Genomic DNA, 12,686 nt, shown 5'->3' with positions numbered 1-12,686 from the left:
CTCCCCTCTTCAGATGAAGAGGGGTGGACCGCTTTGCGGGACGGGGAGTTTTGACCAGCCCAGGCTTTGGCGTGAGTACGCAGGTATTTGCGGTTATACCAATGATCCGGGATTTCAAACCCTCCCCCCATTGCTTCGCTCGGGTACCTCCCTTCATCTGAAAGGAGGAGCCTTTAGATACTTATAATATGGAACATCTATCTTTTTAAAACAACTATAACACTAACTGAACAACATTGTCCTTTGGGCTGTGCATTGATCCCGATAAATCCGCATAAAACAAATTTTGTCATGTATTAAATTTTAATTCTATAGTTATTGTCCTGCTTTGAGGTGATTGTTATGTGCCCTTCCTTGTCTTTGAAATCCAGTCCTTCTTTGCCGAGGATTCGCTTGGTACGGAGATAACGATTGTAATTGTACTCGTCAAACTCCGGGGAGTTTTTATCAACCGAACTGATGTGGACATCCCCCATGGAATGGATGAATTTGTTATCGCCTATCCACATCCCCACATGTACGATGCGCTCGGGCTTACCGTCTTTTGCCGGGACACCGAAAAACAGCAGGTCGCCCGGTACCAGTTTTTGAAAATCTCCCGAGTCGTCTACCAGAGTACCGGTGTGTACCTGTTGGGAGGCATCGCGTGGAAGAATCATTCCGTTGAGGTAATATACGGTTTTGGTAAATCCGCTGCAGTCCACGCCCTTGGTTGAGGTCCCACCCCACAAATAGGGGAGGCCCATCAGGTGTTTTGCTGTTTTAACCAGGCGGGTAGTGTCTGCATAAAGCGATTGCAGCCAATCCGTATACGGTACGGCATCGTCCTTTTTGAGATAAGCTGTTTTTTGGTCGGGGTATTGTACCCGGTAATACTCCGGTGTTTCGTCCAGGTATTCCAGTATACTTCCGGCTACGAGATCGGAAACGGGGGACGCCGTGGTTTCCGGCCCGGCATATGATGTTCCGTATACTGCCCGGTAGATGATTTTTGACGAATTGTTCCATGCAGCGAAAGCGGCCTTGTCTTTGGGCACCAGTCCCCCTTTGTCTACCCATGCCAGGTACTTGTCCGGGGTTTGTATATAATACCAATCGTTTTTTTCTTTGAGGATAGTAACCGGGGTTCCCAATGTGGCCTGGGTGACCAGTTCGGAAGAATGGGAAGGTTTTGCCCGGAGGTTGGCCACGGATATCCTGATAACGCCGTTGCTGTCCGCAGAAAGGAGAGGTAAGAGGGTTATACTGTCCCTACAGGTTATGCCATTTTGTTCCAATTCCGCTTTTAATGCCTTAAGGGCATGGGGGAGGTTGGTTTCACCTTTTAATATATAGGCATCTCCCTCTTTTTTTGCGGTTACATCGAAGAGGGCAACCCTTTTGTCGGGTGCAAACCGGTTTTTGGTGGCCAGTATGCTTTTTTCCACAATTCCGGTTGCTTCGGACCGGGTGTTCTCCGTACAGGACATAGCAAAAAGTATGCAGAGGGATAATACCGCTACTGCATTTTTCATATGCCTGAAGCTGAGGATGGTTGTGCTGTTTTTATCCCTTATATGGAATAAGGGGAGTAATTTTTCGGGCTGCGCATGACTGCGGAAAATGTTTTTCATCTTGTCCGTTTAGAATTAAAAGAAAGCAAGCGTAGCCCGGCAATGGTGATCAGGGCATTTACCAGGAGTATCTCAAAGCCGAATTCATATCCCCCGAACCATTTTCCGGAATTTATATCCAGGATAACGGAAATAACGGGAGAAGCTATACAGACCCAGGGGACAAATCTGTCACGGACCTGTAATCCGGAAAAAATACCGTAAACGAACAGGCCCAGCAGAGGGCCATAGGTAAATCCTGCTACCTTGAAAACGGCATTGACTACACTGCTGTCATTAAAACTGTTAAAGATAAGAATTACTCCAAACATCAGTACGGTAAACAGGATATGTACGACCAGCCGTGTTTTTTCCGGATCTTTCCTTTTGTTGTTTATGTTGAGAATATCAATACAGAAAGAGGTGGTCAAAGCCGTCAGGGCCGAATCGGCGCTGGAAAACGCTGCAGCTACGATACCGATCAGGAAGACGATTGCCGCCAGTGTTCCGAAATGATTCAGGGCCAGCATCGGGTAAAGATCGTCGGTCCTGTCGGGGATGGCAATGTGGTGAGTCCCCGCATATTCGTACAGCAGAACTCCGAGGACCAGGAAGAGCAGGGTGGCCATGAAGAACGTAAGGGCAAACCAGAAAATATTTTTCCGCGCCTCTTTTTCATTTTTGCAGGTCAGGTTTTTCTGCATCACATTCTGGTCCAGTCCGTTCATGGCTATGGTAATAAAAATGCCCGCGAGGAAATTTTTGAAAAAATAGGTATTGGAAGACCAGTCCCAGTCGAAGATCCCGGACATAGGGGAATTCTTTACTTTATCGATAAGGAGGGTGGTGCTTATATCGAGGTGACGAATAATTACGTAAATACTGATCGTGACCGCGAGCAGTAAAAATGTGGTTTGCAGGGTATCGGTCCATACAATGGTCTTGATACCGCCTTTCCGGGTATACAGCCAGATCAGGGCTATGGTTACACAAACCGTTACCCAGAAGGGAATGCCAAAGGCATTAAAGAAAGCCAGCTGCAATACAAGTGCGGCCAGGAACAGGCGGAAGGAAGCCCCGATGGTCTGGGAGATCAGAAAAAAAGAAGCCCCGGTATAATACGACTTGTAACCGAACCTGGTCCGGAGATATTCGTAGATGGAAGTGAGGTTCATTTTATAAAAGAGGGGAATGAGTACATATGCTATAATCACATATCCCACCATATTCCCCATGACGAACTGCAGGTATGTCCAGCCGCTGTTACCCACCTCCCCGGGAACGGATATAAAGGTAACACCGGACAAAGATGCGCCTACCATACCGTAGGCTACCAGGTACCAGGGGGACTGTTTGTTAGCGGTAAAGAAAGCCCGGTTGTCTGCCGTCCCGGAAGTCAGGTGCCCGATGACCATCAACAGGATAAAATAAATAGCAATAACCCCAAAAACTACGGCCGGTCCCATATTAATTGTTTACTTCTTTGTGAAAGAACCTGCTTTGATTGCCGGATCTGTCCACAGCGGTTATACCTATCTTATGTAATTTGTTCCCTTGCCCCGATAGCTTTTTTAAGGCATGGTCCCTGTCGGCCCCGGTTAAGATGGAATGTTGCCAGTTTTCGTTTTGATACTTATAGTATAATACCCATTTAAAGATATCATTTTCATCCGGATGTGTCCAGGATACGGAAATTGTTTCTTCCGTATCTGAGAAATTAATGACAGGCGGGACCGGTGGCGTATTGTCCAGCCAGGGGCTGGCAGGGACCAGGGCCTTGTTCTTATAAGGCCCTTTTACAAGGGCTTCGGATACGGTATCGTATTTCATGAGAGGGGCCACGTTCCAGTGTATGACACCTTTGCTTTGCGGCAACATACCCCTGGTAATCATAATCTGGTTTACTACTTCATCCGCATTGGCAATATCCCCGCCATGATCATCTTTGATACCCGGCCAGAGGTGTTTGTTATAGGTATTCTCTCCCTGCCACCATCCCAGGAGCTCCGGAAAACTCTGGCCTTCTTTATTGATCTTCCAGTACAATTGCGGGGAAAAATAATCGATCCATCCCTTGTTGAGCCACAGCCTGGCATCCGCAAACAGCTTGTCGTACTGATCGTAACCGGATACGGAGCCGGGATAACCGGGTCTCCATATCCCGAAGGGGCTTAAACCGAATTTGACATAAGGTTTTTCCCGTTTGATCGCGTCGTATACTCTTTTTATAAACCGGTTGACATTTTCTCTTCTCCAGTCGTTCCGGGATAATTTGCCGCCCGATTCCCGGTACTGCTGCCAGCTCACATCATCGGGAAAATCCTTTCCGTTGTGATAGGAATCGTAGGGATAAAAATAATCGTCAAAATGGATGCCGTCTATATCATACCTTTTAACGATATCGGTAACCACTGCCAGTGAGTGATCCTGTGTGCCCTTTAATCCGGGGTCCATCCACCACATGCCGTTATCGAGTTCCACGACCAGTTCTTTGTTGGTGCGGATCACGGATTTATCGCTGATAACATCTCCCTGCGTATGGTGTGCCCTGTACGGATTCAGCCAGGCGTGTAATTCGAGACCTCTTTTATGGGCTTCTTCTATCCAGAATTCAAGCGGATCGTAAAAAGGAACGGGAGCAACCCCCTGTTTACCGGTCAGGTAATACGACCAGGGTTCCAGGGAACTGTTGTATAAAGCGTCGGCCTGCGGGCGCACCTGGAAAATAACGGCATTAAAATGATGTTGTTCCAGGAAGTCCAGGAGCCGTATGGCCTCCTGTTTCTGGATATCCACAGGCAATCCCGGGTTACCGGGCCAGTTGATATTGGCTACGGTGGCGATCCAGGCTGCCCTGAACTCTTCCGTATCGTAAGGTGTTCCGGGGTCCCACCGGGCCTTGCCGGCTTTATTGGTATATACGGATTTTAAACCGGAATGGCACCCGGTGACAAGGATGCCAAGCAGTGCCATGAAGTATATCCGTACGGATTTTCTTTTTGTCATTTTTTAAATGATGGGTAACGATTATATTTTCAAAGATAAAAAAAGAGATTCCCTGAGAATGTTCTCAAAGAATCTCAAACAACAACTAACTCAAAATCACCACCCCGGGTTTTGTGTCAGTTCATATCCCTGTTCCAGGTACAGGTTGATCTGGTCCAGCGGAATGGGGTTCAGGTAGACTCTCGGGTCGTCAAATGCCCTTTGGGATTCGGAAGCAGGGGCCGGTATGATATACCCCTCGCTTCCTTCCGTGAGTACCATATTGTCCAGGTTGGCGCCGGGATAGTCACTTTTTCTTATCCATGCCCCCCTGTTGATGGTGGGATTGTCCAGCATATCCGCGTATTCCAGTTTTTTCCACCGTTTGAGGTCGTCCAGGCGGAATCCTTCCATCATCAGTTCTATACGGCGCTCGCGCCTTATCTCCCAAAGTACCGGGGATACGTCGGCGTCCCTGTCCGGGTCGTCATATGTCACACCATTGGCGGACGGTTGATCGCCGTTCAGCTGTAAATGCGGCATGGCTGTTCCGGGCCTGTCACGTAAAACATTTATGGATTTGTCAATATCCGCCTGGCTCAGGCTACCGCCTCCTACGGTAGCCAGTTCGGCGGCGGCTTCTGCGTAATTCATGAGTACTTCACCGTAGCGGATCACGGGTGCATCGGTAGGGTTCAGATTGGAACTTCCGACGGGATCATCCTTTATCTCTTCATTGAGGAATTTGTGAGTGGCTATACCCGTTGTGGAATGATTGAATGCAATACCGTTCAGGCGAAGTTCGGTAGAAACCAGGGTCTCATAGATGCGTCCGTCCCTGTCCGCCATTATATTTTCAATGCCCTGGTCTCCCTGGTAGAGCGGGGATACGGAGACAGGTAAGCCGTCGCTGCACAGGTAAGCATCGACCGCGTTTTTGGAAATACCGCTCTGGGGTTCCTTGTTGTTATAACTGTTGAGCGCATGGGTAAGCATACCTTCCTCATATTCCCGGTACAGGATAACTTCCGGGTTGGACGACAGGCTGAGAGAATTAAAAACCTCCCTGTAATTCCCCAGGGAATAGTTTCCGGAATTTATGACTTGCTCTGCGGCCCATTTGGCGGCTTCCAGGTATTCGGCAGCTTTTTGTGTATTGTTTTCGTGGTATTTTTGCCAGGTACCTTCGAAGAGAAATACCCTGGACATAAAGGCCAGGACAACATCCCTGTTGACTTCCAGGCCCTCGTTATCTACGGAAGTCCGTACGTTTTCGGCGGCATACGTAAAATCTTCGAGTACTTTGTCCATAACCAGGACACGGCTGTCCCTGGGTTTATAGAGCATGTCGTAATCATCTTCGGCTAATTCGGTATCGAAATAAGGAACATCCCCGAAAGCTTTGACCAGGTCGTGATATTCCAGGGCGCGGAAAAAGCGACCGATCCCGGTCCAGTGATTAATGGCTTCTTCTTCCATAGGGACCGTTTGTACCCGGTCTATGAATATATTGGCTTTTCGCACCCATGCGAAGGTCCATCCGCCACCGGAAGAGGGAACCTGCTGAATAAAGGGGGGAGGATTGGAAGGGGCAAAATCATCGTTAAGGGACTGGCCGGAAAAATATTTTCCCCAGGTATAGCCGGACCCGTAACCGGTAAAATACGCTGTATAAAAACCAAACGCGAATGTCCTGACATTTCCCTCGTTCGTCCAGTAAGTTTCGTCTACCAACTGATCTTTCGGGGGCACTTCCAAAAAATCTTTGTCACAACCCGTTAACAGGGTGAAACATAGGGTTACAGTTAAAATATGATATATTTTTTTCATTGTTTTCGTTTTTGCGGTTACAGGGAAACTTGAAGTCCGAAGGAAAAAGACCTTCTGTAAGGATAAACCCTTCCGAATGTAGAGGTGTCATTTAAACCGTCGGTAGTATAGTCCACTTCGGGATCTACAGGGATCTGGACCGGGGTGAACTCAAACAGGTTCTCCCCGCTGAAATAAAGCCTGCACCTGGAAATCTTCAGTTTGCTTGTAACGGATTCGGGTAAGGTGTATCCGAAGGTGATGTTCTTCATTCTGAGGTAGGACATATCCAGCAGGTACCTGGTTTGCGGATAGAAATTCATGGCCTTGTTGGACTGTTGCTGGTCGTTGGGCCTCGGGTAGTATGCATCCGGGTTTTCGGGCGTCCAGTAATCCAGTTGATGATCATACCAGCCTTCGCCGTAACGGAATCCCGGGATGAAGACCGGACCGTTGGCCCAAAAGTCTCTTTTCCCGACGCCCTGCATAAAAATATTCAGGTCGAATCCCTTCCAGTCCGCTCCCAGCTGAATACTGTACTGATAGCGTGGAGTGGAGTTCCCTATGACCTTCATATCCCCGGAATCTCCGACTGTTTCCGAGCCGTAGTCAATCACTCCGTCGCCGTTAAGGTCTTTGAACTTAATGTCCCCAGGACCGTATTTGAACCAGTTGTAATTGCCTTCGAGAAGGCTCTGATCCGCTACACCGTCGGCATAGCTTCCGTCCGCATTGAAATCGGCTTCGGTAAAGAAGCCATCCGTTTCATATCCCCATATTTCCCCGAGGTATTTGCCCTCGTAGTTTGAGTTTATTCCCTGAATGGTGTTGGCATACTTGGTCACCTTTTCCTTATAATCGGTCAGGGCTACCGTAGCGTTGATATTCAGGTCGTTTTTAAACCGGTGCCTGAAATCCAGTGCAATTTCCCATCCGTCGGTTTGCAGCTCTCCGTAATTTCGTACCGGGGAAGCAGTTCCGAAAGTGGCGGGAAGGGTAACACCGGGACTGTGCATGTCACTTACCGTACGCCTGTACCAGTCAAATACCAATCCGAGCTTGTTGTTGAAGAACCTGGCGTCCAGGCCGAAGTCGAGCGTGGTTATGGTTTCCCAGGTGAGCGAAGAGGGAAGGGCACCCGGTGTACCTACCGTGGCCTGGTTGTTCGAATCTATCAGCCAGCCGGAATTTGTCGATGCCATAACGCGGTAAATATTGCGCAGGTACGTATTCTGGTTTCCGATAGATCCGTAGGACCCTCTTAGTTTGAAAAAGGACAATGTGTTTTTGACGGGTTGCATGAAATCTTCTTCGGAAAGTACATAGCCCAGGGAAGCGGAAGGGAAGAAAGCCCATTTTTCGTCCGAAGACAGTCTGGACGAACCGTCGTATCTCGAATTTATTTCCACCAGGAACTTATTTTTATACGAGTAGTTTACCCGGCCGAAAAAACCGAGCGTGGACCATTTGTCCCGGTCTCCCCCGACAAACTGATCTCCTGTGGCGAGTTCCAGTTCTCCCTGTTCCGGGTTCAGGAGATTTCTTCGTTGCGAGTAATGGGACCAGAACTCGTATTCCTCCATATCTCCTCCCACGGTTATTTTGAACTGGTGGTCATCCAGGTCAATATCATAGGTCCCGAATGCTTTTGCGGTATTCCTGCGGCTCCAGTCCGAGTCGTATTGCACGCGGTCATAGGAAGGACTGCTGTACGGCACATATGAAAAATCAGCACCCTGGGCCCAGAAATTATAAGCATAGAGTGTTCCCCCAACCTGATGCTCGTGCTCTTCCACACGGTCGTGGGTGAAATCGAAATTCAGGGATAAATTATCTATGGGAGTAAGTGTAGCGCCTAGGTTTAACCTGGACAGAGAATAATTATTTTCGTTCATATTGGCCTGTTCCACTTCCGAAATATGGTTCCGGAACGGTTTGCCGTCCACGGTTCCGTACGGGTAAAAGGCAGGCCATCGGGTAGTGTAATACCAGGCATCGTATGTAGCGGAACCGAATTTGAAAGGTTCCGTGGTTTTGGAATTGGTATGTAAGATCTTTGCTCTTACATCTGCCCAGTCCGTTATGGTTGTGTTTAAACTGAGGTTTACATTATACCTTTCGTATTTATCGGGATTGGTTTTATATACGCCTCCCTGATTTAAATATCCCAGTCCCAGGTAATAATTGGTCCGTTCGCCCCCGCCTGAAATGGAGACATCGTGTTTTTGCTGTAATGCCCATTTATCTACGAACAGTTTTCTGGGGTCCCACGAGCGGTAAAAGAAAAGCCGTCCGTCGCGTATTTCATAATCCCTGCCTTCTACCATTTCCATACCGAGGTCCTGCCCGGAGTACAGCTCATCCCATTCCCTCATTTTATCTATGGCAACCTGGTCTATATACATACCTACAACGCCAAAAGCGTCTAAAGAAGGTATTCTTCGTTGTACTGCAGCAAAGGCCATTTCGGCCCCTTCTGCTGCCGGGGCAACTTTAGGGGTATTGGTAGGGGTGGCCCAGGAAAAGTTATTGGAATAGGAGATCGTGGGAGCGGAATTACGCCTGCCTTTCTTGGTGGTGATAAGGATCACCCCCCAGGCTCCCCGGGCCCCGTAAATCGAGGTTGAAGCCGCATCTTTAAGTACGGAGATATCTTCAATATCTTCGGGATTAATGGTTTGCAGGCTGGGAATTTCTACGTTATCTACCAATATAAGGGGTTGCGCACCACCGGGCGTGCCCAGGGTTCCGGTAGACCCCCTCAAGGTTATTTTAGGTTCCTGGCCTATTTGTCCGCTGGACGAAGTAATGGTTAAGCCGGGAGAAACGCCCTGAAGGCCTCTTCCTACATCCGTAATGGGCCTGGATTCCAGTACTTTTGAGTCTATGGTAGCTACGGAGCCGGTTAAGTTCTTCTTTTTCTGAGTTCCGTAACCTACCACGACCACTTCATCAAGACTTTCTACATCTGTCCGGAGCGATATGGAAAATGTGGTCTTGTTACCTACTTCTACCTCCTGTGTGATAAAACCCAGGGAGGAAATGACCAGGACGGTATTCTCTTTCTGTGGAATATCCAGGGTGAACAGGCCGTCAAAATCGCTTTCCGTACCTGTTGAAGTACCCTTTACAACAATACTTGCTCCGGGTAAAGGCGTTCCTTCTTCATCCTTTACATCACCCGATATGGTTCTGTTTTGGGCATGTAAAGATGCAGAGAACAAGCAAAACAGGAACAGGAATATCCTTTTGAAATGCTTCATAATTTGAGTGTTTAAAAGTTAGTTATTTAGTTTAATGTCAATTATTACTGCAAAAAATTGCAATACTGGTTGTATACCCGTGGTGAGTGGGCTTTATTAATTGTGTATCATATATTGTATTTTAACATTATTAGAGATTATATTTCACTATATATGGTTTTATATTAGTTTTTATTCATTTTCAAATGTATGCAATTAATTGTAATTATATGCAATATTTTGCAGCTATTTGCAATATTTTAAATTGTTTTGGTATTTTCTTTCTTATATTTGCGGGAATTAGTGCTATTTTTATGTTCTAAAAGAGAAGAAAAAATGTTAAAAGAAGAGAGGAAGCAGATCATCCTCAACGAGGTCATGGTGCACAACAGGGTACTGCTTACCGATATAGCCGAACTTGTGAAAGTATCCATAGATACGGCAAGGAGAGATATAAAGGAATTACACGATGAGAAAAAACTTAAAAAGGTTCATGGAGGGGCAATCTCGTTAGGCTTTTACAACCACAATGTGCAGGATAAAAATGTATATTCCATTGAAAAGAAACTACAGATAGCCCGAAAGGCGACAGGGCTGTTAAAGAGCGGGCAGGTGGTTTTATTGAGCGGAGGCACGACCAATATGGAACTGGCCCGTGTTTTGCCGCCCGGTCTGGCCATAACCTGTTTTACTCCAAGTCTTGCCGTAGCCAGCCAATTGCTGGCAAAACAAAATGTGGAGGTGATTCTTATAGGAGGAAAATTATCCAAGGATTCGCAGATTGCTGTAGGGGGTACCGCGATAAACATGCTTTCGGAAATAAAAGTGGATGTTTGCTTCCTGGGGACCAACTCCATCGATTCGGGCCAGGGGCTTACGGAATTTGACTGGGAGATCGTACAGATGAAGAAAGCCATGATCAGGGCAGCAAAAAAAATCGTAGCGCCGGTAATTTCCGAGAAATTAAATACCGTTCAGCGATATAAAATTTGCAATATAGAAGATGTGGATGTCCTTATTACGGAACTGGCCCCGGAAGATAAAGCCCTGGAAAGTTTCCGCGATAAGAATATAGTCATACTTTGATCCCGGATACAGGGTTTCCCCGGAAAGAAAAATTTTATCACATACCCGGAAATAACGGGTCCCTGTTTTTTATTTAATGATTAACAATATTCTTTAATTATTCGATACGCATGCGGAAATACACAAAAATCACGGAAAAACCTTCTCCTTATACGGAGCTGGAACAAATGGAAACAGCTTCCATTTTACAGAATATCAATAAAGAAGATGCAAAGGTAGCGAAGTCCGTGAGCGCAGTCATCCCTCAGATTACAATCCTGGTAGATGAACTTGCCCGGAGGTTTACGGAGGGTGGCCGTTTGTTCTATATAGGCGCAGGGACCAGTGGCAGGTTAGGGATTTTAGATGCTTCCGAGATTCCTCCTACATACGGCTTGCCTTATGACAGGGTGATAGGTATTATTGCCGGGGGAGATAAGGCTATACGAAAGGCGGTGGAAAATGCCGAAGACGATATGGAACAGGCATGGAAAGACCTTAAAGAATATGACATAAACGAAAAAGATACGGTAGTGGGTATTGCGGCTTCGGGAACAACACCTTATGTGCTGGGGGGGATTGCAGATGCAAAGGCAAACGGAATTCTCACTGCCGGAGTTACCAATAATCCCGGATCTCCATTGTCTGTTGCGGCAGATATCGCTATAGAAGTGAATGTCGGCCCCGAATTTGTAACCGGAAGTACCCGGATGAAAAGCGGTACCTCTCAGAAACTGGTATTAAATATGATCAGTACGGCTTTAATGATAAGAATCGGCAGGGTAAAGGGGAACAAGATGGTGAATATGCAGCTTACGAACGTAAAGCTGGTGGACCGTGGTGCACGCTTTTTGGCTGAAGAACTAAAACTGGAATACCAACAGGCCGAAGAATTGCTTAAGAAGTATGGTTCCGTGAAAAAAGCCATGGATGCCTACGGGAATAAAAAGGATTGATTATCAGGTTAAAGGTCAAACCCTGTTTCCGATCCCGATAATTATCGGGATTAACGGGATTATTGCAGTTACTTTGGTTTCTATAACCTTTTTGCTACTATTACACGAATCCCTGTATATAACCCATAGCAGTGTAAAAAAATGATTCGTGAATCCGTGGCAAACAGACTTTCGGTCTGCCACAAAGGACTCCAAGCCCATGATTCGGTTTTGTGAAACGCTGCGAAATAGCAAACAAACCTGCTTCCGCTAATTATAATACTTGCTGTCCCAGACCATCCCGTTAAAATTCTTGCCGAGTGCAAAAGCGTAAAACAGCGTAATGCCGCAAACGGATTTCAGGACGAAGAAGTACAGCATCCAGAAATGGGAAGCGGTAGGGTGCGGGGTAAAGAGCTTTAACGGTATCACGGCGGTAATGGCAAGACTTATTACCGAAATAAGCAAAAAGAGATTGAGCAGGTTTTTAAACGGGAGCATGAACCATTTCCGGAAAGGATGAAGGTCATTTCCCCATTTGTGTACCAGGTAAAAATAATCATTCCCCAGCGGGGTGAAAAGTATGGGATCGTCCGCATTTTCCAGGCGGAACAGGCCTGCCGGGGCTATCATCCTGAAACCGCGGAGCTCGGTCCGGTGTTGTTTTTCCAGTTCTTTTATTTCGGTCAGGGCCTCCCTTGGAAATTCTCCTTTGAAATACCTGGTGTCAAGGAAGCGAAGCCTGTAGTCGGTACAGATCTTTTTTATATGTGAAATATGGTAGATCCGGTCCGTATCCAGTTGTGAAAAATCCATATGGTTGATTCCCAAAGTGCCTTTGTTTAAGGCTTCCGCAATACGGTTTTCCTTCCGCTCGTCGTCCTCCAGTATTTTTGCCACCTGTTGTAGCATATCCGGAGCGCAGACCGACCTGTTTCTGTATTTCTTGAGTTTATGCTCTATGTTGACCCTGGGAAACAGCATTTTTTGAAGAAATAAATGTTATATCAAAAATAAGAAAAATGATAAGAACCGTCAAATGAAATGTTTGCGGGGAT

General features: G+C 46.8%; 9 protein-coding genes. 3 read left to right on the top strand and 6 right to left on the bottom strand.

What is annotated here, in order from left to right:
• The coding region (locus ED312_RS24125) for a hypothetical protein (protein ID WP_206363251.1) at positions 1-187 on the top strand (187 nt) is incomplete at its 5' end.
• Positions 188-296: 109 nt separating this feature from the next.
• On the opposite strand, the gene ED312_RS11115 is transcribed toward ED312_RS24125, so the two are convergent.
• The 5 genes from ED312_RS11115 to ED312_RS11095 form a co-directional block, all read right to left on the bottom strand.
• Entirely contained in the window at positions 297-1,613 is a 1,317-nt protein-coding gene (locus ED312_RS11115) for a C40 family peptidase (RefSeq protein ID WP_240643081.1), read from the bottom strand.
• A complete protein-coding gene (locus ED312_RS11110) occupies positions 1,610-3,058 on the bottom strand; it encodes a sodium:solute symporter (RefSeq protein WP_123216090.1) in 1,449 nt (482 codons plus the stop codon). Before ED312_RS11110 ends, ED312_RS11115 begins: the two co-directional genes overlap by 4 nt.
• 1 nt (position 3,059) lies before the next feature.
• Entirely contained in the window at positions 3,060-4,598 is a 1,539-nt protein-coding gene (locus tag ED312_RS11105) for a family 10 glycosylhydrolase (RefSeq protein WP_123216089.1), read from the bottom strand.
• Between the two features lie 96 nt (positions 4,599-4,694).
• Entirely contained in the window at positions 4,695-6,407 is a 1,713-nt protein-coding gene (locus ED312_RS11100) for a RagB/SusD family nutrient uptake outer membrane protein (RefSeq protein ID WP_123216088.1), read from the bottom strand.
• 17 nt (positions 6,408-6,424) lie between these two features.
• Positions 6,425-9,649, bottom strand: coding sequence for a SusC/RagA family TonB-linked outer membrane protein (locus ED312_RS11095; protein ID WP_123216087.1), 3,225 nt, complete (start codon positions 9,647-9,649; stop codon positions 6,425-6,427).
• Positions 9,650-9,964: 315 nt separating this feature from the next.
• On the opposite strand from ED312_RS11095, the gene ED312_RS11090 reads away from it, so the two are divergent.
• Both ED312_RS11090 and ED312_RS11085 read left to right on the top strand, forming a co-directional pair.
• On the top strand, positions 9,965-10,714 hold the full coding sequence (locus tag ED312_RS11090) for a DeoR/GlpR family DNA-binding transcription regulator (RefSeq protein ID WP_123216086.1): 750 nt from the start codon (positions 9,965-9,967) through the stop codon (positions 10,712-10,714).
• Positions 10,715-10,824: 110 nt separating this feature from the next.
• Complete coding sequence (locus ED312_RS11085) at positions 10,825-11,649, top strand: N-acetylmuramic acid 6-phosphate etherase (RefSeq protein ID WP_123216085.1); 825 nt, start codon at positions 10,825-10,827, stop codon at positions 11,647-11,649.
• 249 nt (positions 11,650-11,898) lie between these two features.
• Here ED312_RS11085 and ED312_RS11080 read toward each other — a convergent pair whose 3' ends face one another.
• A complete protein-coding gene (locus tag ED312_RS11080) occupies positions 11,899-12,612 on the bottom strand; it encodes a hypothetical protein (protein WP_123216084.1) in 714 nt (237 codons plus the stop codon).
• Positions 12,613-12,686 lie beyond the last annotated feature (74 nt).

Source organism: Sinomicrobium pectinilyticum (genome assembly GCF_003725735.1).
Classification (GTDB): Bacteria; Bacteroidota; Bacteroidia; order Flavobacteriales; family Flavobacteriaceae; genus Sinomicrobium; species Sinomicrobium pectinilyticum.
The sequence above is the reverse complement of the archived record's forward strand: the minus strand, read 5'-3'. Positions and strand labels throughout refer to the sequence as shown.